The 25,805-nt window shown below is 71.9% G+C and carries 22 protein-coding genes; 17 read left to right on the top strand and 5 right to left on the bottom strand.

Annotation, left to right across the window (positions count from 1 at the left end; translation table 11 throughout):
* The first annotated feature begins 326 nt into the window (after nt 1-326).
* Entirely contained in the window at nt 327-1,037 is a 711-nt protein-coding gene (locus Cch01nite_RS20430; protein ID WP_203758350.1) for a GNAT family N-acetyltransferase, read from the top strand.
* Here the strand turns inward: Cch01nite_RS20430 and Cch01nite_RS20435 are convergent.
* Nucleotides 953-1,366 carry a hotdog fold thioesterase gene (locus tag Cch01nite_RS20435; protein ID WP_203758351.1) on the bottom strand — a complete coding sequence of 138 codons (414 nt, stop codon included), beginning with the start codon at nt 1,364-1,366 and terminating at the stop codon, nt 953-955. The genes Cch01nite_RS20430 and Cch01nite_RS20435 overlap by 85 nt on opposite strands.
* Between Cch01nite_RS20435 and polA the strand changes: the two genes are divergently transcribed.
* From polA to Cch01nite_RS20450, 3 genes are all read left to right on the top strand, one after another.
* Complete coding sequence (gene polA / locus Cch01nite_RS20440) at nt 1,365-4,103, top strand: DNA polymerase I (protein WP_203758352.1); 2,739 nt, start codon at nt 1,365-1,367, stop codon at nt 4,101-4,103. The genes Cch01nite_RS20435 and polA overlap by 2 nt on opposite strands.
* A 130-nt stretch (nt 4,104-4,233) precedes the next feature.
* Nucleotides 4,234-4,587: a DUF485 domain-containing protein gene (locus Cch01nite_RS20445; RefSeq protein WP_203758353.1), complete on the top strand. Its 354-nt coding sequence runs from the start codon at nt 4,234-4,236 to the stop codon at nt 4,585-4,587.
* A complete protein-coding gene (locus Cch01nite_RS20450; protein WP_203758354.1) occupies nt 4,584-6,248 on the top strand; it encodes a monocarboxylic acid transporter in 1,665 nt (554 codons plus the stop codon). The genes Cch01nite_RS20445 and Cch01nite_RS20450 overlap by 4 nt, the downstream gene beginning before the upstream one ends.
* 68 nt (nt 6,249-6,316) lie before the next feature.
* On the opposite strand, the gene Cch01nite_RS20455 is transcribed toward Cch01nite_RS20450, so the two are convergent.
* Nucleotides 6,317-7,144, bottom strand: a complete 828-nt coding sequence (locus Cch01nite_RS20455; protein WP_203758355.1) for a class I SAM-dependent methyltransferase — start codon at nt 7,142-7,144, stop codon at nt 6,317-6,319.
* 129 nt (nt 7,145-7,273) lie between these two features.
* Between Cch01nite_RS20455 and Cch01nite_RS20460 the strand changes: the two genes are divergently transcribed.
* Together Cch01nite_RS20460 and rpsA are read left to right on the top strand one after the other, a co-directional pair.
* A complete protein-coding gene (locus tag Cch01nite_RS20460) occupies nt 7,274-8,299 on the top strand; it encodes a 6-phosphofructokinase (RefSeq protein WP_203758356.1) in 1,026 nt (341 codons plus the stop codon).
* Between the two features lie 208 nt (nt 8,300-8,507).
* Nucleotides 8,508-9,992: a 30S ribosomal protein S1 gene (rpsA, locus tag Cch01nite_RS20465; RefSeq protein WP_203758357.1), complete on the top strand. Its 1,485-nt coding sequence runs from the start codon at nt 8,508-8,510 to the stop codon at nt 9,990-9,992.
* Nucleotides 9,993-10,199: 207 nt separating this feature from the next.
* Here rpsA and Cch01nite_RS20470 read toward each other — a convergent pair whose 3' ends face one another.
* Nucleotides 10,200-12,449, bottom strand: a complete 2,250-nt coding sequence (locus Cch01nite_RS20470) for an exo-beta-d-1,3/1,6-glucosidase (protein WP_239071155.1) — start codon at nt 12,447-12,449, stop codon at nt 10,200-10,202.
* Nucleotides 12,450-12,685: 236 nt separating this feature from the next.
* Between Cch01nite_RS20470 and Cch01nite_RS20475 the strand changes: the two genes are divergently transcribed.
* The 7 genes from Cch01nite_RS20475 (at nt 12,686) to Cch01nite_RS20505 (ending at nt 19,321) form a co-directional block, all read left to right on the top strand.
* Nucleotides 12,686-13,105 (top strand): VOC family protein, encoded by a 420-nt coding sequence (locus tag Cch01nite_RS20475; RefSeq protein ID WP_203758358.1) that lies wholly within the window; start codon nt 12,686-12,688, stop codon nt 13,103-13,105.
* A 52-nt stretch (nt 13,106-13,157) separates the two neighbouring features.
* Nucleotides 13,158-13,787 carry a dephospho-CoA kinase gene (gene coaE, locus Cch01nite_RS20480; RefSeq protein WP_203758359.1) on the top strand — a complete coding sequence of 210 codons (630 nt, stop codon included), beginning with the start codon at nt 13,158-13,160 and terminating at the stop codon, nt 13,785-13,787.
* Nucleotides 13,784-14,422, top strand: coding sequence for a pyroglutamyl-peptidase I (gene pcp / locus Cch01nite_RS20485; RefSeq protein ID WP_203758360.1), 639 nt, complete (start codon nt 13,784-13,786; stop codon nt 14,420-14,422). Before coaE ends, pcp begins: the two co-directional genes overlap by 4 nt.
* A gap of 100 nt (nt 14,423-14,522) precedes the next feature.
* Entirely contained in the window at nt 14,523-16,628 is a 2,106-nt protein-coding gene (uvrB, locus tag Cch01nite_RS20490) for an excinuclease ABC subunit UvrB (RefSeq protein ID WP_203758361.1), read from the top strand.
* A 31-nt stretch (nt 16,629-16,659) separates the two neighbouring features.
* A complete protein-coding gene (locus Cch01nite_RS20495) occupies nt 16,660-17,091 on the top strand; it encodes a VOC family protein (protein WP_203758362.1) in 432 nt (143 codons plus the stop codon).
* Between the two features lie 204 nt (nt 17,092-17,295).
* Nucleotides 17,296-18,300, top strand: a complete 1,005-nt coding sequence (locus Cch01nite_RS20500) for a TerC family protein (protein WP_203758363.1) — start codon at nt 17,296-17,298, stop codon at nt 18,298-18,300.
* Between the two features lie 10 nt (nt 18,301-18,310).
* A complete protein-coding gene (locus Cch01nite_RS20505; RefSeq protein WP_203758364.1) occupies nt 18,311-19,321 on the top strand; it encodes a TerC family protein in 1,011 nt (336 codons plus the stop codon).
* Nucleotides 19,322-19,343: 22 nt separating this feature from the next.
* Here Cch01nite_RS20505 and Cch01nite_RS20510 read toward each other — a convergent pair whose 3' ends face one another.
* Nucleotides 19,344-19,634, bottom strand: a complete 291-nt coding sequence (locus Cch01nite_RS20510) for a YciI family protein (RefSeq protein WP_203758365.1) — start codon at nt 19,632-19,634, stop codon at nt 19,344-19,346.
* A gap of 74 nt (nt 19,635-19,708) precedes the next feature.
* On the opposite strand from Cch01nite_RS20510, the gene Cch01nite_RS20515 reads away from it, so the two are divergent.
* Both Cch01nite_RS20515 and Cch01nite_RS20520 read left to right on the top strand, forming a co-directional pair.
* Nucleotides 19,709-20,866, top strand: a complete 1,158-nt coding sequence (locus tag Cch01nite_RS20515; RefSeq protein WP_203758366.1) for an acyl-CoA dehydrogenase family protein — start codon at nt 19,709-19,711, stop codon at nt 20,864-20,866.
* A gap of 2 nt (nt 20,867-20,868) precedes the next feature.
* Nucleotides 20,869-21,387, top strand: a complete 519-nt coding sequence (locus Cch01nite_RS20520; RefSeq protein ID WP_239071156.1) for a GNAT family N-acetyltransferase — start codon at nt 20,869-20,871, stop codon at nt 21,385-21,387.
* Nucleotides 21,388-21,393: 6 nt separating this feature from the next.
* Here Cch01nite_RS20520 and Cch01nite_RS20525 read toward each other — a convergent pair whose 3' ends face one another.
* Entirely contained in the window at nt 21,394-22,089 is a 696-nt protein-coding gene (locus Cch01nite_RS20525) for an MBL fold metallo-hydrolase (protein WP_239071158.1), read from the bottom strand.
* 139 nt (nt 22,090-22,228) lie between these two features.
* Between Cch01nite_RS20525 and uvrA the strand changes: the two genes are divergently transcribed.
* A complete protein-coding gene (gene uvrA / locus Cch01nite_RS20530) occupies nt 22,229-25,090 on the top strand; it encodes an excinuclease ABC subunit UvrA (protein WP_203758368.1) in 2,862 nt (953 codons plus the stop codon).
* The gene (locus Cch01nite_RS20535) at nt 25,087-25,743 is read left to right on the top strand and encodes an acetyltransferase (RefSeq protein WP_203758369.1); all 657 of its coding nucleotides are present in this window, start codon (nt 25,087-25,089) and stop codon (nt 25,741-25,743) included. The genes uvrA and Cch01nite_RS20535 overlap by 4 nt, the downstream gene beginning before the upstream one ends.
* Nucleotides 25,744-25,805: the final 62 nt, after the last annotated feature.

Consider the following 25,805-nt stretch of genomic DNA (forward strand, 5'->3'; position numbering starts at 1 on the left):
TCCTCCGTACGTCGTTCGTCTGGAGCGTTGTCACTGGGCTCGGCGGCACTGCCGGGCTCGGTGCGGGTCCGCCGGGTGGCAGGACGATAGGCACGGATTGTGTCCTGTTCATTACGTCAAAGCGAGCGCCACGCACGAACGGGGCAGACGGGTGACACGTCCACCGCCCGCAAACTGGTCGATCGTCCAGGAAATCTGGGCATCCGGGACCTCGGGGACTAGGCACGCCGGTGCACCCTGCGCCATGATCGACGTCAGCGCCGTCGTGGGCAGATGCGGCGCCTGCCTGACCGGATCCCCCTCGTCCCGTCTGGAGGCTCGTCGCCGTGCGCCCTGGAGTCCACGTCCGCAGTGCTCGCCCCGACGACCTCGAGGACCTGGTCGGCCTGTGCCTGGCCGCGCGGGCCGAGGCGGGCGTGGGGTCCCAGCTCTGCACGGAGGACGCCGAGCGGTTGCGCTCCCAGCTCGGGGCGCTGCTCGCGGTCCCCGGTGGCGAGGTCCTGATCGGCACGGTGGACGACCAGCCTGCCGGGCTCCTGCTGGCGCGGCTCGTCGGACCGGGCCCGTTCACGGACCTGTCGAGCCTCAACCTCGAGGCCGTGTTCGTCGTACCGGACGCGCGGCGCCGTGGGCTGGGGCACGCGCTGCTGTCCCGGGCTGTTCTGCTCGCGGAGCAGAACGGTGCCACGGAGCTGTACTCGTCGCCGCTGCCGGGGGCCCGGGGCATGCAGCGGTTCCTCGCGCGGCTCGGGTTCGCTCCCGCGGCCGCGCACCGGGTCGTCACGACGGCCGTCCTGCAGCGTCGTCTCACCCACGAGGTGGGGCCCGCGTCGCTCACCCCCGCGGTGCGCCGCACGGGTCCGCGCGGGCTCGAGGACCTCATCGCGCGGCGCCGTCAGGTCCGTGAGGGTCGGCGCCGGCAGGACGACGCGTCCGCCGCGGACACGGCGGCTCAGGCGCGGGCGTCGATCAACATGCAGGTGAGCCGCGCGGTGCAGAGCCGCCGACCGTCCTCGTCCTCGACGACGACCTGGTAGCTGACGAGCGTCGACCCGAGGTGCAGCGCGGTCGCCGTCCCGGTGACGGTGCCGGACCGGGCCGCACGGTGGTGCGTCGCGCTGAGCTCGATGCCGACGGCGGCGCGGCCCGGACCGGCGTGCACCTGCGCGGCGTAGGAGCCCAGGGTCTCGGCCAGCACCGCGGACGCGCCGCCGTGCAGGAGACCGAACGGCTGCGTGTTCCCGGCGACCGGCATGGTGCCGACGGCGCGGTCGGCCGCGAGCTCGACGACCTCGATGCCCATCCGGGCGAGCAGGGTGCCGGCGGTGGACGGCATGGCGGCGAGCGCGTCAAGGGTGTCGGACATGGCAGATAGGTTGGCACCCGTGAGCGACGCACAGCCAGCCGCCCCTGCCCGGCTCCTCCTGATCGACGGCCACTCCATGGCCTACCGGGCGTACTTCGCGCTTCCCGTCGACAAGTTCGCGACCTCCACGGGGGAGCCCACGAACGCGGTGTTCGGCTTCGTGTCGATGCTCGCGAACCTCCTGCGCGACGAGACCCCGACGCACGTCGCCGTCGCGTTCGACGTCGGCCGGACCACGTTCCGGACCGAGCAGTACGAGGCGTACAAGGGCAACCGCAACGCGACCCCCGAGCCGTTCAAGGGGCAGGTCGCCGTGATCAAGCGGGTGCTCGAGACGATGCACATCCAGGTGCTCGAGAAGCCGTCGTTCGAGGCGGACGACATCCTCGCCACGCTCTCCTCCCAGGCCAGCACGCAGGGCATGGAGGTGCTCATCTGCTCCGGCGACCGGGACTCGTTCCAGCTGGTCAACGAGTCGGTCACGGTGCTGTACCCGGTCAAGGGCGTCTCGGAGATGGCGCGGATGACGCCCTCGGCGGTCGAGGCGAAGTACGGCGTGCCCCCGCAGCGGTACCCCGACCTGGCCGCGCTTGTGGGCGAGTCGAGCGACAACCTGCCGGGGATCCCCGGTGTCGGCCCGAAGACGGCCGCGAAGTGGATCGCCACGTACGACGGTCTCGAGGGCGTCGTCGCCCACGCCGCCCAGGTCTCGGGCAAGGCCGGTGAGGCGCTGCGCGAGAACCTCGAGCAGGTGCAGCTCAACCGTCGGCTCAACCGGCTCGTGGACGACCTGGAGCTGCCGCTCGGCCCCGAGGACCTCGCGGCCAGGCCCTGGGACCGCCAGGAGCTGCACACGATCCTCGACGAGCTCGAGTTCCGCACCCTGCGGGACCGTCTGTTCGCGATGCTCCCGGACGAGGGCGGCGCGGCCCCGGCCGCGGTCGCCGCCGCGGCGCTGGACGTGGCGACGATGGGCGCGGGCGAGCTCGGCGGATGGCTCGCCGCCCGGTCCGGCCAGCCGCTCGGGCTGGACGTGCGAGGGTCGGGGGCGCCGGCGGGCGGCGACGCGTGGGGTGTCGCCCTGGCGGACGCGTCGGGCCAGGCGGCGGTCTTCGACCTGCAGGAGATCGCCCCGGCCGACGAGCTGGCCCTCGCGGCGTGGCTCGCAGACCCGGCGGCGCCGAAGGTCGTGCACGCGGCCAAGGAGGCGTGGCACGCGCTCGCCGGACGCGGTCTGCCGATCACCGGCGTCGGGTTCGACACCGAGCTCGCGGCCTACCTGTGCCAGCCGGACCGGCGCGCCTACGACCTGGCGGACCTCGCGATCGGCTACCTGCACCGCGAGCTCGGCGCCGACGACGCGACCGCCGACGGGCAGGGCGCGTTCGACCTGGAGCTCGACGGCACCGACGAGGGCCGCCGGGCGGCGGTCCGTGCGGCGGCGGTGCGCGACCTGTCCGACGTGCTCGCGGGCGAGCTCGCCGACCGTGGCGCGGCGCACCTGCTCACGGACCTCGAGCTCCCGCTCGTCGACGTGCTCGGGCGGATGGAGCGCACCGGCATCGCGATCGACTCGGGCTACCTCGCGGGGCTGGAGCGCTCGTTCGACGCGCAGGTCCAGGAGGCGGCCGCCGACGCGTACGCGGTGATCGGCCGGGAGGTGAACCTCGGCTCGCCGAAGCAGCTCCAGGAGGTGCTCTTCGACCAGCTGGGCATGCCCAAGACGAAGAAGATCAAGACCGGCTACACGACGGACGCCGCCGCGCTGACGGACCTGTTCGAGCGGACGCAGCACCCGTTCCTGGAGCACCTGCTCGCGCACCGCGACGCGATCCGGTTGCGGCAGACGGTCGAGGGGCTGCTGCGCTCGATCGCGCCGGACGGCCGGATCCACACCACGTTCCAGCAGACGATCGCGGCGACCGGCCGGCTGTCGTCGGCCGACCCGAACCTGCAGAACATCCCGATCCGGACGGAGGCGGGACGCCAGATCCGCCGGGCGTTCGTGGTGGGTGACGGCTTCGAGACGCTGCTGACGGCGGACTACTCGCAGATCGAGATGCGGATCATGGCGCACCTGTCGGGCGACGAGGGGCTCATCGCGGCGTTCCGGTCGGGTGAGGACCTGCACAGCTACGTCGGCTCGCGGGTGTTCGGGGTGCCGACCGACGAGGTCACGCCCGCGATGCGGTCGAAGATCAAGGCGATGTCGTACGGCCTGGCGTACGGGCTCTCGGCCTACGGGCTCTCGCAGCAGCTGTCCATCGAGGTGTCCGAGGCGTCGGCCCTCATGCAGGACTACTTCTCGCGGTTCGGTGGCGTGCGCGACTACCTGACCGGGGTCGTCGACGTGGCACGGGCGACGGGCTACACGCAGACGATCCTCGGCCGGCGCCGGTACCTGCCGGACCTCACGAGCGACCACCGCCAGCGCCGGGAGGCGGCCGAGCGGATGGCCCTCAACGCGCCGATCCAGGGCAGCGCCGCGGACCTGATCAAGGTGTCGATGCTCGGGGTCGACCGTGAGCTGGCCCGCCGGGGCCTCACGTCGCGGCTTCTGCTGCAGGTGCACGACGAGCTCGTCCTCGAGGTGGCCGCGGGAGAGCGCGACGAGGTGGAGCAGGTGGTCCGGGAGCAGATGGGCGCGGCGGGGGACGCCGCGACCGACGGCCCCCTGGACGTGCCGCTCGACGTCTCGGTCGGTGCCGGGGCGAGCTGGCACGAAGCGGGGCACTGACCTGCGAGTCCGACTCGTCGAACTTTCGTGTGACATGTCGAAAGATTTCGTGTACTTCACCCAGTGATCTGCGCCACACTCTCCGCGAGTGGCAACGACGCCACGCAGTCCCGTCACTTGGGAGGCGTACGTGACAGACACGTTCGAAAGTCCACGAGAGACCGACTACCAGCGAGTCCAGCGAAGCGACGAGTTCCAGGCCCTGCGGAGCCGGTTCCGTCGCTTCGTCTTCCCGATGACCGCCCTGTTCCTGGTGTGGTACTTCGTCTACGTCCTGCTGGCGGACTACGCGCACGACTTCATGTCGACGAAGGTGTGGGGCAACATCACCGTCGGCCTCCTGTTCGGCCTCGGGCAGTTCGTCTCGACCTTCGTCATCACGATGGTCTACGCCCGCTGGGCCAACAACCGGCAGGACCCGGTCGCCGAGCGGCTCCGCCGGCACATCGAGGACGGCGCGCTCGAGGGCGGTGAGGCCCTGTGAGCGCCCTCGCCACCGCGGTCCGGGCCGCGACCGCGGAGACCGAGCAGATCGGCGAGCCGTGGGTCAACATCGCGATCTTCTCGGGCTTCGTGCTCGTGACGCTCGTGATCGTGTTCCGGGCGTCGCGCAACAACAAGACGGCGGCCGACTACTACGCGGCGGGCCGGTCGTTCACCGGCCCGCAGAACGGCACCGCGATCGCCGGCGACTACCTGTCGGCGGCGTCGTTCCTCGGCATCTGCGGCGCCATCGCGATCAACGGGTACGACGGCTTCCTGTACTCGATCGGGTTCCTCGTCGCGTGGCTCGTCGCGCTCCTGCTGGTCGCCGAGCTCCTGCGCAACACGGGCCGTTTCACGATGGCCGACGTGCTGTCGTTCCGGCTCAAGGAGCGCCCCGTCCGGATGGCCGCCGCCCTGGCGACCCTCACGGTCGTGTTCTTCTACCTGCTCGCCCAGATGGCCGGCGCCGGCGGGCTCGTCGCCCTGCTGCTCGGCGTGACCGGGACCCAGGCGCAGGGCCTCGTGATCGCGGTCGTCGGCGCGCTGATGATCCTGTACGTCCTCATCGGCGGCATGAAGGGGACGACGTGGGTCCAGATCATCAAGGCGGTCCTGCTGATCCTCGGCGCGGCCGTCATGACGCTCTGGGTGCTGTCGAAGTACGGGTTCAACTTCTCCGACCTCCTCCAGGGCGCCGTCGACGCCGCGGGTGAGGGCGGCGAGGCGCTGCTCGGCCCCGGCAAGCAGTACGGCGCGACCTCGATGAGCCAGCTCAACTTCCTGTCCCTGGCGCTCGCCCTCGTGCTCGGCACCGCGGGACTCCCGCACGTGCTGATGCGCTTCTACACGGTGCCGTCGGCGAAGGAGGCGCGCCGGTCGGTCGTCTGGGCCATCTGGCTCATCGGGATCTTCTACCTGTTCACGCTCGTGCTCGGCTACGGCGCGGGTGCCCTGGTCGGGCCGGAGAAGATCGCGGCGGCCCCCGGCGGCGTCAACTCGGCGGCGCCGCTGCTCGCCTACGAGCTCGGCGGCACGATCCTGCTCGGCATCATCTCGGCGGTCGCGTTCGCGACGATCCTCGCCGTGGTGGCCGGGCTGACGATCACCGCCGCGACGTCGTTCGCGCACGACATCTACGCGAACGTCATCAAGCGCGGTGAGGTCAAGCCCGACGGCGAGGTGCGCGTCGCCCGGATCACGGTCGTCGCGATCGGCATCCTCGCGATCATCGGCGGCGTGTTCGCGAACGGCCAGAACGTCGCGTTCCTCGTGGCCCTCGCGTTCGCGGTGGCGGCGAGCGCGAACCTGCCGACGATCCTCTACTCGCTGTTCTGGAAGAGGTTCAACACGTCGGGCGCCCTGTGGAGCATGTACGGCGGGCTCATCTCCTGCCTGGTGCTCATCACGTTCTCACCGGTCGTGTCGGGCAAGGTCGACCCGAAGACGGGGGCGAGCCTGTCGATGATCAAGGACACGAGCGTCGACTTCCACCTGATCCCGCTCGAGAACCCGGGCCTCATCACGATCCCGCTCGCGTTCCTGCTCGGGATCCTCGGGACGTACCTGAGCAAGGAGAAGCCGCACCCGGAGAAGTTCGCGGAGATGGAGGTGCGGTCGCTGACCGGCGCGGGCGCCGAGAAGGCCGTCGTCCACAGCTGATCGAACGAGCAGGGCGGTTCGGCCGGCGGGGTTCCCCGGCGGCCGAGCCGCCCTGCGGCGTGCCGCGGTCAGGCGCGGTGCGTCACGAAGATCGCCGTCCCGGGGATCAGTGCGCCCCGCACGGGGCTCCAGCCTCCCCACGTCCGCTCGTGCCCCTCGGGCCACTCCGGCTCGACGACGCGGTCGATGACGAACCCCGCGCCGACGAGGTCGGCCACGTGGTCCCCGATGGTCCGGTGGTACTCGGCGTACCGGACGCGGCCGGACGTCCCGAGCTCCACGTACGGCCGCCTGTCGAAGTAGGAGCGGGTCGCCGTCAGGCCGTGCTCGGACGGGTCGTCGGGGAACGCCCAGCGCACCGGGTGGGTCACGGACAGGACCCAGCGCCCGCCCGGGCGCAGCACCCGCGCGACCTCGGTGTGGACGCGGTCCGCGTCGGGCACGAAGGGGATCGCGCCGAAGGCGGTGAACGCGACGTCGAACGACGCGTCGGCGAACGGCAGGGCCCGGGCGTCGGCCAGCACCAGGGGCGTCCTGGCGCCGGTCTGCTCGTCGTAGCGGCGGCCGGCCAGCAGCATGCCGGCCGACACGTCGGTCGCGACGACGTCGACGCCCTGCCCGACGAGCCACCGGGAGCACTGCGCCGCGCCGGCGCCGATCTCGAGGACCCGCGCTCCGGCGAGGTCCCCGAGCAGGTGGGCGTCGGCCTCCCGCACGCCTTCCGGGCACCAGCAGAAGTCGTCGGGTCCCAGGAACGTGCCGTGCTCGTCGAGGTACTCCTCGGCGTTCGCGTCCCACCAGCCACGACCGGCGCTGCCGCCCTCGGCGGGTGGGACGTCGAGGTAGCCGGCCTCGGCGAGCGGGTCGTCGTCGGGTGCGGGCGCGTCGGGTGCCATGCACCCAGTCTCGCGCCTGACCTGGGACGGAAGGCATGGGATGCTGACGAGCGGCGTGGATACGCTTGGCCGGACGGCAGCCCGACGACGCGCTCCGACCAGGTCCCCAGACGACGAAGGAGTGCAAGCGTGCGAGTCGGACTGCTCACCGGTGGCGGCGACGTGCCGGGCCTCAACGCGGCGATCCGTGCGGTCGTCAAGCGCGGCGAGGGCGAGTACGGGCACTCGATCATCGGGTTCCGCAACGGGTGGCGCGGCGTCGTCGACGGCGCCTCCGAGCCGATGACCCGGCAGCACATCCGCAACGTCCTGCCCGTCGGCGGGACGCTGCTCGGCACGGCGCGGTACCACCCCCACAAGTCCGACGGCGGGCTCGACGCGGTGATGGCGACGCTCGAGGCGGAGCGCATCGAGGCCCTCATCTGCATCGGCGGCGACGGCACGCTGCACGCCGCCAGCAAGGTCGCGGAGGCCGGGATCCGGATCGTCGCGATCCCGAAGACGATCGACAACGACGTGTGGGGCACCGACCAGTCGATCGGCTTCGACACGGCGGTCACCATCGCGACCGAGGCCATCGACCGGATCCACACCACGGCGGAGAGCCACAACCGCGTGATGATCGTCGAGGTCATGGGCCGGCACGCCGGGTGGATCGCGGCGACCGCGGGGATCGCCGGCGGTGCCGAGCTGGTGCTCACCCCGGAGGAGCCCTTCGACATCGACCGCATCGAGCGCTTCCTCAAGCACCGGCACCGCGCGCACGCGAGCTTCTCCATCGTCGTCGTGGCCGAGGGCGCGGTGCCGGCCGAGGGGACCGCGATGCACTACGAGACGCAGGTCGGGAAGTTCGGCGAGATCGTCGCCGGCGCGATCGGCGAGCGGCTCAAGGCCGAGATCGAGCAGCGCACGGGCTTCGACACCCGGGTGACCGTGCTCGGCCATGTGCAGCGCGGCGGCACCCCCACGCCGACCGACCGGATCCTGGGGTCGCGGTTCGGTGTCGCGGCGATCGACGCGGTCGCCCGCGGCGAGTCGAACGTGATGACCGCGCTGCGCGGCGAGCGCGTGGAGCTCGTCCCGCTGTCGGAGATCGCCGGGAAGGTCAAGCACGTGCCCGACGACCTGCTCGCGGTCGCGCGGGCCCTGGCCTGATCCGTCGTCCTCCCCGGGGCCAGGATGCGGCTGGACCGCTTTGACCGCCCCGAGGTCACCCAGATAGGGTAGACGGCGGTGCCGCGCGCCTTCCCCCAGTTCATCCGGTACGGATGGGCGGGAGGGTCTGGACTCGTCCAGAGGCGCATCCTGCGGCCCCGAACCCTGTCCGCACAACTTCCATGTCCGCAACGGAGCCCATCCCTACATGAGCATCTCCACCCCCGCGAAGCCCGCAACCCCGCAGGTCGCGGTCAACGACATCGGCTCGGCCGAGGACTTCCTCGCCGCGATCGACGCCACCATCAAGTACTTCAACGATGGCGACATCGTCGAGGGCACCATCGTCAAGGTCGACCGCGACGAGGTCCTGCTCGACATCGGTTACAAGACCGAGGGCGTCATCCCCTCCCGTGAGCTGTCCATCAAGCACGACGTGGACCCCGGTGAGGTCGTCAAGGTCGGCGACGAGGTCGAGGCCCTCGTCCTCCAGAAGGAGGACAAGGAAGGCCGGCTGATCCTGTCCAAGAAGCGTGCGCAGTACGAGCGCGCGTGGGGCACGATCGAGAAGATCAAGGAGGAGGACGGCGTCGTCACCGGCACCGTCATCGAGGTCGTCAAGGGCGGCCTCATCCTCGACATCGGTCTGCGCGGCTTCCTGCCCGCCTCGCTCGTCGAGATGCGTCGTGTCCGCGACCTCCAGCCGTACGTCGGCAAGGAGATCGAGGCCAAGATCATCGAGCTCGACAAGAACCGCAACAACGTGGTCCTGTCGCGCCGTGCCTGGCTCGAGCAGACGCAGTCCGAGGTGCGCTCCACCTTCCTGCAGACGCTGCAGAAGGGCCAGGTCCGCCCCGGTGTCGTGTCCTCGATCGTCAACTTCGGTGCGTTCGTGGACCTGGGCGGCGTGGACGGGCTCGTGCACGTCTCCGAGCTGTCCTGGAAGCACATCGACCACCCGTCCGAGGTCGTCGAGGTCGGCCAGGAGGTCACCGTCGAGGTGCTCGACGTCGACTTCGACCGCGAGCGTGTCTCCCTGTCGCTGAAGGCGACGCAGGAGGACCCGTGGCAGGCGTTCGCCCGCACGCACGCCATCGGCCAGGTCGTCCCGGGCAAGGTCACCAAGCTGGTTCCGTTCGGTGCGTTCGTGCGCGTCGAGGACGGCATCGAGGGCCTCGTGCACATCTCGGAGCTGGCCGTGCGCCACGTCGAGATCCCGGAGCAGGTCGTCCAGGTCGGCGACGACGTCTTCGTCAAGGTCATCGACATCGACCTGGAGCGTCGCCGCATCTCGCTGTCGCTCAAGCAGGCGAACGAGGGCTTCGACCCGGCCAGCGAGGACTTCGACCCCGCGCTGTACGGCATGGCGGCGGAGTACGACGAGGCCGGCAACTACAAGTACCCCGAGGGCTTCGACCCGGCCACGAACGAGTGGCTGGAGGGCTTCGAGGCTCAGCGCGAGGTGTGGGAGGCGCAGTACGCGCAGGCCCACGAGCGCTGGGAGGCCCACCGCAAGCAGGTCGCCGACGCCGCGAAGGCGGACGCCGAGGCCGCGAGCGGTGCCGAGGCCGGCGCGAGCAGCAGCAGCGCTGCCGTTCCGTCGACGTACTCGTCCTCGACCGAGGAGGCCACCGGCACCCTCGCGTCCGACGAGGCGCTCGCCGCTCTGCGCGAGAAGCTCACGGGCAACTGATCGCACCCGGGCGTACGCCCGGGAGGCATCACGACGGGCCGGTCACCTTCGGGTGGCCGGCCCGTCGGCGTCCCACAGTCGTGCCGGTAGCGGCTGGGCAACCCCGACCGGCAGCAGGCCGGGCCGTGCGGTCGGGGGAGAACGCCGACGGCCGGCCTCCTCCTGCGTGCGCGGGAGGGGGCCGGCCGTGGTCGTCAGGCGGGCTCGTCAGGCCTTGACGGTGAAGTCCCCCCGCAGGAGGGCCTCGTCGCGGGACGACGGACCGACGAGGAGCGCGAAGGCGCCGGGCTCGACGACGCGGCGTCCCCGCGCGTCGACGATCGTGCAGTCCGCGACGGCGAGCTCGAGGTCGACGGTGGCGGTCTCGCCTGCGGCGAGGTCCACCTGCTGGTAGCCCTTGAGCTCCTTCGCGGCCCACGTCGCCGACGTGACGAGGTCGTGCACGTACAGCTGCACGGTCTCGCGGGCCGGCCGGTCGCCGGTGTTGCGGAGGGTGACCTGGGCGCGAACCGTGCCGTCGAGGCCGAGCACGGGCGTGAGCACGCGGAGGTCCTCGTACGAGACGGTCGTGTAGCTCAGGCCCTCACCGAACGCGAACGGGACCCGCTGCGTGAGGTCGGCGTACCGGTCACCGTGCTGCCCGGGGATCTGGTTGTAGTACGTGGGCTGCTGGCCGGCGTGCGCGGCGAACGAGATCGGCAGACGGCCGGACGGCTCGATGCGGCCGAGGACGAGCTCGGCGACGGCCTGCCCGCCGCGCATGCCGGGGTTGGCGGCCCACACGATCGCGGCGGCACCGAGCGCGGACGCCGGCAGGACGAGCGGCTTGGACGCGACGACGACGACAGTCATGGGTGTCCCGGTCGCGGCGAGCGCGTCGAGCAGCGCCGCCTGCCCGCCGACGAGCTCGAGCGTCGCGGTGGACCGGCCCTCGCCGACGAGCTCGATGCGGTCGCCGACGACGGCGACGACGTGGTCGGCGGCGCGCGCCGCGGAGACGGCCTCGGCGATGAGCGCGTCGTCCGCGGGCGAGGGGACGACGACCTGCGGGCGCGGCTGGCCGTCCGGGAAGAACTCGCCCTCGGGGTCGGGTGCGAGGGTGAGGATGTCGGCGCCGCGGGCGTGCGTCACGGTCCAGCCGTCGGGCACCTGCTCGCGGAAGCCGTCGAGGACGGTGGTGATCATCTCCCGCGGGTGCCCGTCGGGCAGCCAGTCGGCCTGGCCCGAGTTGCCGGCCCAGTCGCCGAGCAGGGTCTCCGGGTCGTCGGCGTTGGGGCCGACGACGGCGACCGTGCGCGGACGGGCCGGCGTGGTGTCGTCGAGCGGGAGGGTGCCGTCGTTCGTGAGCAGGACGAGGGAGCGCCGGGCGACCTCGAGGTTCAGGGCGGCGTGCGCGTCGGCCGCGATGACCTCGGCCTGGCGGGCGGCGTCGGGCCGGCGCGGGTCCTCGAACAGCCCGAGCTCGAACTTCAGCGTGAGGATCCGCGCGACGGCGGCGTCGAGGGCGGTCTCGTCGAGGAGCCCCTGCGCGACGGCGTCCTGCGCGCCCTGGAAGAACTGGGGCGTCGTCATGACCATGTCGTTCCCGGCGCGGACGGCGGCGGCCGCGGCGTGGGCGTGGTCGGGCTGGATGTGCTGCTCCCAGACCATGCGGCCGACGTTGTCCCAGTCGGTGACGAGGGTGCCGGTGTAGCCCCACTCGCCGCGCAGGACGTCGGTGAGGAGCCACTCGTTGATCGTGATGGGCACGCCGTCGGTCGACTGGTAGCCGAGCATGAACGTCCGGCACCCCTCGCGGGCGACGCGCTCGAACGGGGGGAGGAACCAGGAGCGCAGCTTGCGGTGGCTGATGTCGGCCTCGCTCGCGTCGCGGCCGCCCTGCGTCTCGGAGTACCCGGCGAAGTGCTTGGCGGTCGCGAGGACGGCCGTGTGGTCGTCGAGCCCGTCGCCCTGGTAGCCGCGCACCATCGCGGACGCGAGCTCGCCGATGAGGTGGGGGTCCTCCCCGAACGTCTCGTCGACGCGGCCCCAGCGCAGGTCCCGGGTGATGCACAGGACGGGGGAGAAGGTCCAGTGGATGCCGGTCGCGGCGACCTCGACGGCGGTCACCCGGGCGACCTGCTCGACGAGGGCGGAGTCCCAGGTGGCGGCCATGCCGAGCTGCGTCGGGAAGATGGTGGCGCCCTCCCAGAAGGAGTGCCCGTGGATGCAGTCCTCCGCGACGAGCAGGGGGATGCGCAGGCGGGTGTGCTCGGTGGCGTCGTGCGCCTGCAGGACCCGCTCCGGGGACGCGTGCAGGATCGAGCCGACGTGGACGTCCTCGATGAGGTGCTGGACGCCCTCGCGCGCGTCGAGCTGCAGCATCTGGCCGACCTTCTCGGCGAGGGTCATGCGTGCGAGGAGGTCGGCGACGCGCTCCGCGACGGGCAGCCTCGGGTCGAGGTAGGGCAGGGTCACGTGCGGTTCCTCTCGCGGCGGCGGCGACGTCGGGGCGTATCGGGGGCGGTATCGGGTGCGAATCGATTCGAGCCGGCGGGCACGCGACGCGGTGGTGCCTCCTGGAGAGGGTAGCGCAGACTTACTGACTGGTCAGTAAGTCGATCGTCCGTCCCGCCGCGTGCCCGGTCCCAGCGTCCTCTCCGGTGGCGCCCTCGCGCAGCCCGGTCCACGTTGGGCGACAGGAGGTGACCAGGATGGACGACGCCCTTCCCACGATCCGGCAGGTCGTGCTCGACACCACGGACGCACGAGGTCTCGCCGAGTTCTACCGCGGGCTGTTCGGGCTCCGGTACCGCGACGGCGACGAGCCCCCGCCGCAGGGCGAGCCCGACCCGCGGGGCGAGGACTGGCTCGTGCTGCGGGGCGGCGACGGCGTGCCGCTGGCGTTCCAGCAGGTCGCCTCGCTCCCGGCGGCCACCTGGCCCGAGGGTCCGGTGCCGCAGCAGCTCCACCTCGACGCGACCGTGCCCGACGTGGCCGCCCTCGACGCGCAGCACGCACGCGCGCTCGCGCTCGGCGCCCGGCTGCTCCACGACCGGTCGGACGACCCGGAGGAGCCGCTGCGGGTCTACGCCGACCCCGCGGGGCACCCGTTCTGCCTCTTCGTCGGCTGAGCCGCCGCCGCGGGGCAGCGCGCAGGGCACCACGGTCCGGCAGGATGGGCGGATGCAACGCATCGGACTCACCGGAGGGATCGCGGCCGGCAAGTCGGTCGCGGCGCAGCGCCTCGCCGAGCTCGGGGCCGTGCTGATCGACTCCGACGCGCTCGCCCGCGAGGCCGTCGCGCCGGGCTCGGCCGGGCTCGACGCGGTGGTCGAGGCGTTCGGCGACGGGGTGCGCGCGGCGGACGGGAGCCTGGACCGGGCGGCGCTGGCGTCGATCGTGTTCTCCGACGACGACGCACGCGCACGGCTCGACGCGATCGTGCACCCCGTGGTCCGCCGCCTGTCCGCGGAGCGCGAGGCGGCCGCCGCCGTGACCGACCACGGTGCCGTCGTCGTCCACGACATCCCGCTGCTCGTCGAGACCGGGCAGCAGGACGCGTTCCACGTGCTCGTCGTCGTGCACGCGCCCGCCGTCCTGCGGGTCGAGCGCCTGGTGCGGCTGCGCGGCATGACGCGCGCCGACGCCGAGGCGCGCGTCGCCGCGCAGGCGAGCGACGAGGCGCGGCTCGCGGTCGCGGACGTCGTCCTCGACGGCACCGGGAGCGACGCCGACCTGCGCGCCCAGGTCGACGAGCTCTGGGACCGGCTCGCCGTCGAGCGTGCCGACGAGATCGCGGCCGAGACCCCGTGACCCGCGTCCTCCTGACGGGCTTCTCGCCGTTCGACGGGCAGTCGGTCAACGCGTCGTGGGAGGTGGTCGACGCCGTCCGTGCCGCCTGGGACGACCCCGACGTCGAGCTCGTCGTCCGCGTGCTGCCCGTGTCGTTCCGCCGAGCCCGGCAGGAGCTGCGCACGGCTGTCGCGGAGCTCGCGCCCGACGTCGTCGTGTGCGTCGGCGAGGCCGGCGGGCGGTCCGCGGTCGGGCTCGAGCGGGTCGCGGTCAACCTCATCGACGCGCGCATCCCGGACGACGACGGCTCGGCACCCGTGGACGTCCCCGTGATCGCCGGCGCCCCGAGCGCGTTCTTCTCGACCCTGCCGGTCAAGGCGTGCGCCGTGGCGGTGCGCGCCGCCGGGGTGCCCGTCGAGGTCTGTACCACCGCGGGCACGTACGTCTGCAACGCGACCTTCTACGCTCTGATGCACCTCGCGGAGCGCACCGCGGGTCTGCGGGCGGGCTTCGTCCACGTCCCGCGGCTGCCGGCGCAGGTGACATCCGGGCCCGCGCTGGGGCTGGACGCGACGGCACGTGCGCTGGCCGAGATCGTCCGGACCTCGGCCACCGTCGAGGTCGACCTCCGGGTCTCGGCGGGCACGACGGCCTGACCGCTGCCTGCCGACGGTCGGGCCGACGGTCGGGCCGACGGTCGCGCCGACGGCCCGGGCCGGGGGACCGCATGTCGGTGGTGCCACGTACGGTGGACGCATGCGACCCGTGACCGAGCTCCAGCGCACCGTCGCCCCGTTCGAGGTCATCTCGGAGTACACGCCGTCGGGCGACCAGCCGACCGCCATCGCCGACCTCGCGCGGCGCATCAACGCGGGCGAGAAGGACGTGGTGCTCCTCGGCGCCACCGGCACGGGCAAGTCCGCCACCACGGCCTGGCTCATCGAGCAGGTCCAGCGGCCGACGCTCGTCATGGCCCCGAACAAGACGCTCGCCGCGCAGCTCGCGACCGAGTTCCGCGAGCTGCTGCCGAACAACGCGGTCGAGTACTTCGTGTCGTACTACGACTACTACCAGCCCGAGGCGTACATCGCGCAGACGGACACGTACATCGAGAAGGACTCGTCGATCAACGACGAGGTCGAGCGCCTCCGGCACTCCGCGACCAGCTCGCTGCTGACCCGGCGCGACGTCGTGGTGGTCGCGTCGGTGTCCTGCATCTACGGCCTCGGCACGCCGCAGGAGTACGTCGACCGGATGGTGACGCTGTCCGTGGGCGACCAGATCGACCGCGACCAGCTGCTGCGCCGGTTCGTGCAGATGCAGTACACGCGCAACGACCTGGCGTTCACCCGCGGCACGTTCCGCGTGCGCGGCGACACGGTCGAGATCATCCCGATGTACGAGGAGCTCGCGATCCGCATCGAGTTCTTCGGCGACGAGATCGAGGCCATCGCGACCCTGCACCCGCTCACCGGCGACGTCGTGCGGTCCGAGCAGCAGATGATGATCTTCCCCGCGACGCACTACGTCGCCGGGCCGGAGCGCATGGAGCGGGCCATCGCCGGGATCGAGGCGGAGCTCACCGACCGGCTCGACGAGCTCGAGCGGCAGAACAAGCTCCTCGAGGCCCAGCGGCTGCGCATGCGCACCACGTACGACATCGAGATGATGCGCCAGATCGGCTCGTGCTCCGGCATCGAGAACTACTCGCGGCACATCGACGGGCGCTCCGCCGGCTCGGCCCCGAACACCCTGCTCGACTTCTTCCCCGAGGACTTCCTGCTCGTCATCGACGAGTCGCACGTGACGGTCCCGCAGATCGGCGCGATGTTCGAGGGCGACATGTCCCGCAAGCGCGCGCTCGTCGACCACGGGTTCCGGCTGCCGAGCGCGACCGACAACCGGCCGCTGCGGTGGGAGGAGTTCGTCGAGCGCATCGGGCAGACCGTGTACCTGTCGGCGACCCCGGGGGACTACGAGCTCTCGATGTCCGACGGTGTGGTCGAGCAGATCATCCGGCCCACGGGGCTCGTCGACCCCGAGGTCGTGGTCAAGCCGACGCACGGCCAGATCGACGACCTGCTCGGAGAGATCCACGACCGGGTCGAGAAGGACGAGCGCGTCCTGGTCACGACCCTGACCAAGAAGATGGCCGAGGACCTCACGGACTACTTCCTCGAGAAGGGCGTCCGGGTCCGCTACCTCCACTCGGAGGTCGACACGCTGCGACGCGTCGAGCTGCTGCGCGAGCTCCGCCTCGGCGAGTACGACGTGCTCGTCGGCATCAACCTCCTGCGCGAGGGTCTCGACCTGCCGGAGGTCTCCCTCGTCGCGATCCTCGACGCCGACAAGGAGGGCTTCCTGCGCTCCGGGAAGTCGCTCATCCAGACGATCGGCCGCGCGGCGCGCAACGTGTCCGGCCAGGTGCACATGTACGCCGACCGGATCACGGCCGCGATGGAGATCGCGATCGAGGAGACCACCCGGCGCCGCGAGAAGCAGATCGCCTACAACGTCGCGAACGGCATCGACCCGACCCCGCTGCGCAAGAAGATCGGCGACATCACGGACCTGCTCGCCCGGGAGGACGCCGACACGGCCGAGCTGCTCGGCGGCGCCGGCAGGCAGGCGAGCCGCGGCAAGGCACCCGTGCCCGGGTTCGGCTCGAAGGGCGGTGCCCGCGACGAGCGGACGCGGCTCACGGGAGCGGCGGCCTCCGAGCTCGCCGACCTCATCCACGACCTCACCGAGCAGATGCACGCCGCCGCCGGGGAGCTGCAGTTCGAGCTCGCGGCCCGGCTCCGCGACGAGATCAGTGGGCTCAAGAAGGAGCTGCGCCAGATGCAGGCGGCGACCGCCTGACGCGGGTCGCACCAGGTCAGGGACGGATGCGATGGCGGCGACGGTGCAGGTGACGTTCGACGCGGCCGACCCGGCCGCCCTGGGGACGTTCTGGGCGGAGCTGCTCGGGTACGTCGAGCAGCCGCCGCCCGACGGGTACGCGACGTGGGACGACTTCCTGGACGAGAAGGGCATGCCGCCCGAGCGGCGGGACGACGGCTACGCGGTCGTGGATCCCGACGGCGCCGGGCCGCGGCTGTTCTTCCAGCGGGTCCCGGAGGGCAAGACGGCGAAGAACCGCGTCCACCTCGACGTCCAGGTGACCGCCGGACGCCCGCGGTCTGAGCACGCGGAGCTCTGCCGGTCTCGCGCCGGTGAGCTCGAGGCCCTCGGCGCCCGGCGTCTGCGCGAGTTCGACGAGCCCGTCAGCGGGTTCTGGATCGTCATGGTCGACCCGGAGGGCAACGAGTTCTGCCTGGTGTGAGGTGGCGTGGCTCGCGGCCACGGGACGGCGCACCGACCCGCCGTGGCCTATGCTGGCGGCGGTTGAAGGGGAGTACCCCACACACGATCCTGTCGTCATCACGGACCCGCTCGCGGGGCCCGGCGCGATCGGTCCGCCACGGAGAACCCGGCGGGCGGGGGAGACCTTCGGTATCGACGCACATCGCGAACCGGAGGTCTCTGCATGGATGTGTCCGGCTGGGTCTGGGCAGCGACCGCCGTCTTCGTCGTCGGTCTGATCGTCTTCGACTTCTTCGCGCACGTGCGCACCCCGCACGCCCCGACGTTCTCCGAGTCGGCGCGCTGGTCGATCTTCTACGTCGTGCTCGCGCTGCTCTTCGGCGTGGTCGTCGGGACGGCGTGGGGGTGGAACTTCGGCACCGAGTACTTCGCCGGGTACATCACCGAGAAGAGCCTCTCGGTCGACAACCTGTTCGTCTTCCTCATCATCATGACGAAGTTCGCGGTGCCCAGGGAGTTCCAGCAGAAGGTGCTGCTGGTCGGCGTCGCGATCGCGCTGGTGCTGCGGACGGTGTTCATCCTGCTGGGCGCGGCCGCCATCGAGCAGTTCTCCTGGGTGTTCTACATCTTCGGGGCGTTCCTCGTGTACACGGCCGTCAAGCTGGCCCGCGAGCACCACGATCCGGACCATCCCCAGGACGAGAAGGTCGGCGAGGGCTTCGCGGTGCGGACCCTCAAGCGCTTCGTGCCGACCACCGACGAGTACCACGGCGACCGGCTGACGGTGCGGATCGACGGCAAGCGGGTGCTCACCCCGATGCTCGTCGTGATGGTGTCGATCGGGGCGACGGACGTCCTGTTCGCGCTCGACTCGATCCCCGCGATCTACGGCCTCACGCAGGAGCCGTACATCGTGTTCACGGCGAACGCGTTCGCGCTGCTCGGCCTGCGGCAGCTGTACTTCCTCATCGGCGGCCTGCTCGACCGCCTCGTGTACCTCTCGCAGGGGCTGGCGGTGATCCTCGGGTTCATCGGGGTGAAGCTCGTCCTGCACGCCCTGCACGTCAACGAGCTGCCGTTCATCAACGGCGGGGAGCCCGTCCCGTGGGCTCCCGAGATCCCGATCTGGCTGTCGCTCGCGTTCATCCTCGGCACCCTCACGGTGGCGACGGTCGCGAGCCTGCTGAAGACCCGTCACGACGACACCGTGTCGTCGCCCGAGAGCTGAGGACCACCCGGTGCACATCGACCCCCTCGTCTGGCTGATCTCGCTGGCCGTCGCCGGCGCGATCCTCGTCGTGGACGTCGCCGTCGTCGGCCGCCGGCCGCACGTCCCCACGACCGCCGAGTGCCTGCGCTACCTGGCGCTGTACATCGGGCTGGCGGTGCTGTTCGGTCTCGGCGTGTGGGCCACCTCGGGCGGGCAGTACGCGGGCGAGTTCTTCGCCGGGTGGCTCACCGAGTACTCGCTGTCCGTGGACAACCTGTTCGTGTTCCTGCTGATCATGGGCCGGTTCGCGGTGCCGCGCGCCTACCAGCAGACCGCGCTGCTCGTCGGGATCATCCTGGCGCTGGTGTTCCGGGGGATCTTCATCGCGGCGGGCGCCGCCGTCATCTCGGCGTTCAGCTGGGTGTTCTACCTGTTCGGCGCGTTCCTCGTCTGGACGGCGTGGAAGGTCTCGCGCGAGGGCGAGTCCGACGACGACGAGTTCCACCCGCCGCTCCTGCTCCGCCTGGTGCAGCGCACGTTCCCGGCGACCCCGGAGTACCACGGCGTGCGCCTCACGGTCGTGCAGAACGGCAAGCGGCTCATCACGCCGATGCTCATCGTGCTGGTCGCGCTCGGCGCGACCGACCTGCTGTTCGCGTTCGACTCGATCCCGGCGATCTTCGGGCTCACGAGCGAGCCGTACCTGGTGCTCATGGCCAACCTGTTCGCGCTGATGGGCCTGCGCCAGCTCTACTTCCTGCTCGGCGACCTGCTCACGCGGCTCGTCTACCTCAACATCGGGCTGGGCGTGCTGCTCGGCTTCATCGGCGTGAAGCTGCTGCTGCACGCGCTGCACGAGAACGAGGTCCCGTTCATCAACGGCGGCGAGCCGGTCGCGTGGGCGCCGGACATCCCGATCTGGGCGTCCTTGCTCGTCATCGTCCTCACGCTCGGCGTGACGGCGTGGGCGAGCATCGTGAAGTCGCGTCGCGACGAGCGGGCCGCGGTCGCGGCGGGGTCCGACGCGGCGCGCGGCTGACGCGGAGGCCGGCGGTCGGACGTCAGGCGGGGGCGCTCCACGGCCCGATGACGATGTCCCAGGCACGCACGTCGGTCTCGCGGACGACGCCCTCGCGCGTGAACGGGTCCGCCGCGATGACGGCGTCGAGCGCCTCCCGGTCGGCCGTGCGGAAGACCAGCAGGGCGCCGGGCTCGCCGTCGGTGAACGGTCCCGAGCCCAGCACCACCCCCTGCTCGGCGAGGTCGCCGAGGTAGGCGCGGTGCTCGGGGCGGACGGCGTCGCGCACGTCGGTGCGCTCGTCGTAGGTGTAGCGGACGACGTAGGTGGGCATGACGGCATCCTGCCGGATCCTGCGGCGCCGGGGGACGAACGGTCCGCGTCCGCGGCCGATGGCAGAGTGGCGTCATGCCCCGGACGCTGCGCACGCTGCTGACCGACGACCTGCTGACCCGCATCCACGACCGGGCGGCCGGGCACGACCGGGACAACACCTTCCCGTTCGACGACCTCGCCGAGCTCGTCGAGGTGGGCTACCTGCGGGCGTTCGTGCCGGAGCGGCTGGGCGGTGCCGGTCTGACGCTCGAGGAGGTCGCCCGGGAGCAGGCGCGGCTGGGCGCGGCCGCCCCGGCGACGGCCCTCGCGGTGAACATGCACCTCGTCGTGACGGGGCTCGCTGCGCTCCTCGTGGCGCGCGGTGACGAGTCGGTGGAGTTCGTCCTGCGCGACGCGGCGGCGGGGGAGGTGTTCGCGTTCGGCAACTCGGAGGCGGGCAACGACCTGGTGATGTTCGGGTCGCGCACCCGCGCGGAGCCCGACGGCGAGGGTGGCTACCGCTACTTCGGCACGAAGATCTTCACGTCGCTGTCGCCGGTGTGGACCCGGCTGGCGACGTTCGGCCTCGACGACTCCGACCCCGACGACCCGCGCCTCGTCCACGGGGTCGTCCGGCGCGAGGGTGTCCGGACGCGCGACGACTGGGACACGCTCGGGATGCGTGCGACCCAGTCGGCGACGACCGAGCTGGACGGCGCGCACGCGCCGGCGGACCGCGTGTACCGGTCGTTGCCGCCGGGTCCGAGCGCGGACTCGTTCGTCTTCGCGCTGTTCGCGGTCTTCGAGGTCCTGCTCGCGGCCGTCTACACGGGGGTCGGGCGGCGGGCGGTCGAGCTCGGCGCGGCGGCGGCGCGGCGCCGCACGTCGATGAAGTACGACGGCCGCTCGTACGCGCAGGACCCGGACATCCGCTGGAAGGTGGCGGACGCGGCGCTCGCGCAGGACGGCGCCGAGCTGCAGGTGTTCGCGCTCGCCCGGGACGTCGACGAGCAGGTCGACCACGGGTCGCGCTGGTTCGCGCAGCTCGTCGGGCTGAAGGTCCGGGCGACGGAGAGCGCACGCACCGTCGTGGACCTCGCGCTGCGCGTGTCCGGCGGGGGCTCGTACTTCTCGGGCAACGAGCTCGGCCGGCTGTACCGGGACGTGCTCGCGGGGATCTTCCACCCGTCCGACGACGAGTCCGCGCACGCCACGGTGGCCACGTCCGTGCTCGGTCCCGTCGAGGAGTGACCGTGCTCGTCCCGGACGGCCTCGACATCACGACGGCCCGAGGGGAGGTCGCCCACCTGCGACCCGTCGAGGAGGACGACTGGCGCCTCGACCAGGAGCTGTCGCGGGTCCCCGACGTGACCCGGTGGACGTACTACCCGCCGGACGCCTCGGAGGAGGAGGCGCGCCGTCGGGTGACGCGGAACCTGGAGATCCGGGCGGCCGGACGCGGCGGGCGGTTCATCATCGTCGCCGGCGACGCACCGGTCGGCACGATCGGGGTCGGGACCCGCGGCTCGGGGCCGTTCCTCTTCTACGCGCTGTTGCCGGCCGCGCGAGGACGCGGGCTGGCGACCGCGGCCGTCAGCGGGCTCGCCGGCTGGCTGCTCGCGCACGGTGAGCCGTCCGTGCGGGCCTCGACGATGGTCGGCAACTCGGCGTCCGAGCAGGTGCTCGCGCGGGCGGGGTTCCTGCCCGGCGAGCTCGCGGTCGAGCCGGACGGCGTCACCGTCCGGAGGTGGCTCCTCGTCGCCGCTCCGTGACCGTCCTCACCAGCCGCGCGCCCGCCACTCGGCGAGGTGCGGCCGCTCCGCTCCGAGAGTCGTGTCGGCACCGTGGCCCGGGTACACCCAGGTGGCGTCGTCGAAGCGGTCGAACAGCCGGGTGGTGACGTCGTCGAAGAGCTGGGCGAAGAGCGTCTCGTCGCCGTGCGTGTGGCCCACGCCGCCGGGGAACAGCGAGTCCCCGGTGAACAGGTGGGCCCGCCCGGGCGTCGGCGCGTGCGCGGGCTCCCGGTACACGAGGGCGACCGAGCCGGGGGTGTGGCCCGCGAGGGCGATCACCTCGAGCGTGACGTGGCCGACGGCCAGGGTGTCGCCGTCGTGCAGCCGCCGGTCGACGACCACGCCGGACGTCGCGGCGATCGCGTCCGCGTCGGGGGCGCCCGCGGAGACGTCGGCTCCCGTCACGGCGACGACGGAGGGCAGGGCGCGGTGGTGGTCGGCGTGCCGGTGCGTGACGACCACGTCGTCCAGCCGTGCGGTGGCCGACCCCTCCTGGACGAGGTCCAGGAGCCGTTCGGGTTCGTCGGCGGGGTCGACGAGGAGCTGTGCGCCCTCGCGGCGGCACGTGAGCAGGTACGCGTTGTTCGTCATGGGCCCGACCGCGACCTTGCGGATCTCGATCTCGTCGAGCACGCGCAGCTGCGTGGGCCCGCCGACCACGACGTCGCCGGTGTAGCTCACCGTCCGGTCCTCTCGCCGAGGGGTCCTGCCTCGCAAACCCCAGGATGGCCTGCGACGACGGTCCTGGCACGTCCATGACCGTGTTCGCCCGCGTCGAACAGGTGTGCGACTGTCAGTGGCGGGACGTAGACTTCCGGCCGTGAATGAACGTCTGGTGGTGCAGGGCGCCCGCGAGCACAACCTCCGCAACGTCGATCTCGACCTCCCGCGCGACAAGCTCATCGTGTTCACCGGGCTCTCGGGCTCGGGCAAGTCGTCGCTGGCGTTCGACACGATCTTCGCCGAGGGTCAGCGCCGGTACGTCGAGTCGCTCTCCGCGTACGCCCGGCAGTTCCTCGGGCAGATGGACAAGCCCGACGTGGACTTCATCGAGGGCCTGTCGCCGGCGGTCTCGATCGACCAGAAGTCGACCAACCGGAACCCCCGGTCGACGGTCGGCACGATCACCGAGGTGTACGACTACCTGCGCCTGCTCTTCGCGCGCGCCGGCACGCAGCACTGTCCCGAGTGCGGCGAGCGCGTCACCGCGCAGACGCCGCAGCAGATCGTGGACCGCCTCCTCGAGCTGCCCGAGGGGACGCGGTACCAGGTGCTCGCGCCCGTCGTGCGCGGCCGCAAGGGCGAGTACGCGGACCTCTTCAAGGAGCTGCAGGCCAAGGGGTTCGCACGGGCCCGGGTCGACGGCGAGGTCGTCCAGCTCACCGAACCGCCGACGCTCGAGAAGAAGCTCAAGCACGACATCGAGGTCGTCGTCGACCGTCTCGTGTCCCGCGACGGGGTCCAGCGGCGCCTCACGGACTCGGTCGAGACCGCGCTCGGTCTCGCGGGCGGCATCCTCGTCGTCGAGCTGGTCGACGCCGACATCGACGACCTGTCGCGCGAGCGCCGGTTCTCCGAGCACCGGGCGTGCCCGAACGACCACGTGCTGGCGCTCGACGAGATCGAGCCGCGGACCTTCTCGTTCAACGCGCCGTACGGCGCGTGCCCGGAGTGCACCGGGATCGGGTCGAGGCTCGAGGTCGACCCCGACCTCGTGGTGCCGGACGAGGACCTCTCGCTGGACGAGGGCGCGGTGGCCCCGTGGTCGCAGATCTCCAGCGAGTACTTCGCGCGGGTGCTGAGCGCGCTGGCGCAGGACATGGGCTTCTCGACGAGCGTGCCGTGGCGTGCGCTCCCGCAGCGCGCCAAGGACGCGGTCATGTACGGCCAGAACCACGAGGTGAAGGTCCGCTACAAGAACCGGTGGGGACGCGAGCGCCAGTACTCGACGGGCTTCGAGGGCGTCGTGACGTTCCTCGAGCGCCGGCACACGGAGACGGAGTCGGACTGGAGCAAGGAGAAGTACGAGGCCTTCATGCGGGAGGTCCCGTGCCCGGTGTGCCGCGGCGCCCGCCTCAAGCCCGAGGTGCTCGCGGTCAAGATCGGGGACCGGTCGATCGCGGACGTCTGCGACCTGCCGATCCGGGACGCGCGCGAGTTCCTCGACGGGCTCGTGCTCGGCGAGCGCGAGCGCGCGATCGCCGCGCAGGTGCTCAAGGAGATCCAGGCCCGCCTCGGGTTCCTGCTCGACGTCGGTCTCGACTACCTGTCCCTCACGCGCCCCGCCGCGACGCTCTCGGGCGGCGAGGCGCAGCGCATCCGCCTCGCGACGCAGATCGGGTCCGGTCTCGTCGGCGTGCTGTACGTGCTCGACGAGCCGTCCATCGGTCTGCACCAGCGCGACAACCGCCGTCTCATCGACACGCTGACCCGCCTGCGCGACCTGGGCAACACGCTCATCGTCGTGGAGCACGACGAGGACACGATCCGCACCGCCGACTGGATCGTCGACATCGGCCCCGGTGCGGGTGAGCACGGCGGCCGCGTGGTCCACTCGGGCGACCTCGCCGGTCTGCTGGGGTCGGCGGAGTCGGTCACGGGTGCGTACCTGTCCGGTCGGCGTGCGATCCCGATGCCGGCCGAGCGGCGCGCCGTGGACAAGAAGCGGCAGCTCACGGTGATGGGCGCGCGTGAGCACAACCTGCAGGGGATCGACGTGTCGTTCCCGCTGGGCACGCTCACGGCGGTCACCGGTGTGTCGGGCTCGGGCAAGTCGACGCTGGTGAACTCGATCCTCTACACGGTCCTCGCGAACGAGCTCAACGGGGCCCGCCAGGTCGCCGGCCGGCACAAGCGCGTCACCGGTCTCGAGCACCTCGACAAGGTCGTCCACGTGGACCAGGGGCCGATCGGCCGCACGCCGCGTTCCAACCCGGCGACGTACACCGGCGTCTGGGACCACGTCCGTCGGCTGTTCGCCGAGACGACCGAGGCGAAGGTCCGCGGCTACACGCCCGGTCGGTTCTCGTTCAACGTCAAGGGCGGCCGCTGCGAGGCGTGCTCCGGCGACGGCACGCTGAAGATCGAGATGAACTTCCTGCCGGACGTGTACGTGCCCTGCGAGGTGTGCCACGGCGCCCGGTACAACCGCGAGACGCTCGAGGTGCACTTCAAGGGCAAGACGGTCGCCGACGTGCTCGCGATGCCCATCGAGGAGGCGGCCGAGTTCTTCGCGGCCGTGCCGGCGATCTCGCGGCACCTGCGCACGCTCGTCGACGTCGGCCTCGGGTACGTCCGGCTGGGGCAGCCCGCGCCGACGCTCTCCGGCGGTGAGGCGCAGCGCGTCAAGCTCGCCGCCGAGCTGCAGCGCCGGTCCACGGGTCGCACGATCTACGTGCTCGACGAGCCGACCACCGGCCTGCACTTCGAGGACATCCGCAAGCTGCTCGGCGTGCTGCAGTCGCTCGTCGACAAGGGCAACTCGGTCATCGTCATCGAGCACAACCTCGACGTGATCAAGAACGCCGACTGGGTCGTCGACATGGGTCCCGAGGGTGGCAACGGCGGTGGGCTCGTGATCGCCGAGGGCACCCCGGAGCACGTCGCGACGGTGCCCGCGAGCCACACCGGCCGGTTCCTGGCCGAGGTCCTCGAGCCGGTGGCCGAGCGGGTCTCGGCGTGAGCGCCGGTCGCCCGGACGGCGGTCCGGTCGCGGCCTCCGCCGGCGCGGCCCCCGTGGGCGACGACCTCCGGGTGCTGCGCGAGGACGACGAACGCGTGGCACCTCTCATGGCGGAGGGCTGGACGGTCGAGTCCGAGTCGTGGGGAGCCCGGTTGCAGCTCACCGACGACGCCCACCTCGCTCGCCTCGCCGCCCGTGTGGAGCACGTGCGCGCCCAGGGGTGGCGCGTCGTCGAGCTGGGTCCGGAGCACGCGGACGCGATCGTCGCGCTCGACGCCCTGTGCGCGGTCGACTACCCGATCACGCCCGCGACCCCGCACGACGTGCCGGGCGTCGCCGAGCTGGAGAGCTCTCTCGCGATGGCCGGGTGGTGGGCGTTCGGGGCGTTCGGTCCCCTCGGCGACCTCGATGCGGTGACCGTGCTGGTCCCGGCCGAGGCCCTGGTCGAGACGCTCTTCACCGTCACCCGGAGGACGGTGCGTGGCCGTGGTCTCGCGACGGCGGTGAAGGCCGCTGCGGTCGTCGACCTCGCGGCGCGGGGCCACCGCATGTTCGGCACGGGTGGCGCCGCGGTCAACATCGCGTCGCTGCGTGCGAACGAGTCGCTCGGGTACGTCCTCGAGCCTCGCTGGCTCAGCCTGCGCCGGCCCTGACGCGCGCGTTCCGCTCGGCCGGCGTCGGTGGAGCCGCCGGCAGCCTGTCCGGCCCGGACCTG

Source organism: Cellulomonas chitinilytica, assembly GCF_016862675.1.
In the GTDB taxonomy this organism is placed as follows: Bacteria; Actinomycetota; Actinomycetes; order Actinomycetales; family Cellulomonadaceae; genus Cellulomonas; species Cellulomonas chitinilytica.

What these genes read in the sequence shown, in the direction of transcription:
- Cch01nite_RS20435 (WP_203758351.1), bottom strand. Translation starts at nt 1,366, where the DNA reads ATGTCCGACACCCTTGACGCGCTCGCCGCCATGCCGTCCACCGCCGGC.
- Cch01nite_RS20500 (WP_203758363.1), top strand. Translation starts at nt 17,296, where the DNA reads ATGGATGTGTCCGGCTGGGTCTGGGCAGCGACCGCCGTCTTCGTCGTC.
- Cch01nite_RS20510 (WP_203758365.1), bottom strand. Translation starts at nt 19,634, where the DNA reads ATGCCCACCTACGTCGTCCGCTACACCTACGACGAGCGCACCGACGTG.
- rpsA (WP_203758357.1), top strand. Translation starts at nt 8,508, where the DNA reads ATGAGCATCTCCACCCCCGCGAAGCCCGCAACCCCGCAGGTCGCGGTC.
- Cch01nite_RS20455 (WP_203758355.1), bottom strand. Translation starts at nt 7,144, where the DNA reads ATGGCACCCGACGCGCCCGCACCCGACGACGACCCGCTCGCCGAGGCC.
- Cch01nite_RS20475 (WP_203758358.1), top strand. Translation starts at nt 12,686, where the DNA reads ATGGACGACGCCCTTCCCACGATCCGGCAGGTCGTGCTCGACACCACG.
- Cch01nite_RS20515 (WP_203758366.1), top strand. Translation starts at nt 19,709, where the DNA reads ATGCCCCGGACGCTGCGCACGCTGCTGACCGACGACCTGCTGACCCGC.
- uvrB (WP_203758361.1), top strand. Translation starts at nt 14,523, where the DNA reads ATGCGACCCGTGACCGAGCTCCAGCGCACCGTCGCCCCGTTCGAGGTC.
- coaE (WP_203758359.1), top strand. Translation starts at nt 13,158, where the DNA reads ATGCAACGCATCGGACTCACCGGAGGGATCGCGGCCGGCAAGTCGGTC.
- Cch01nite_RS20495 (WP_203758362.1), top strand. Translation starts at nt 16,660, where the DNA reads ATGGCGGCGACGGTGCAGGTGACGTTCGACGCGGCCGACCCGGCCGCC.
- polA (WP_203758352.1), top strand. Translation starts at nt 1,365, where the DNA reads ATGGCAGATAGGTTGGCACCCGTGAGCGACGCACAGCCAGCCGCCCCT.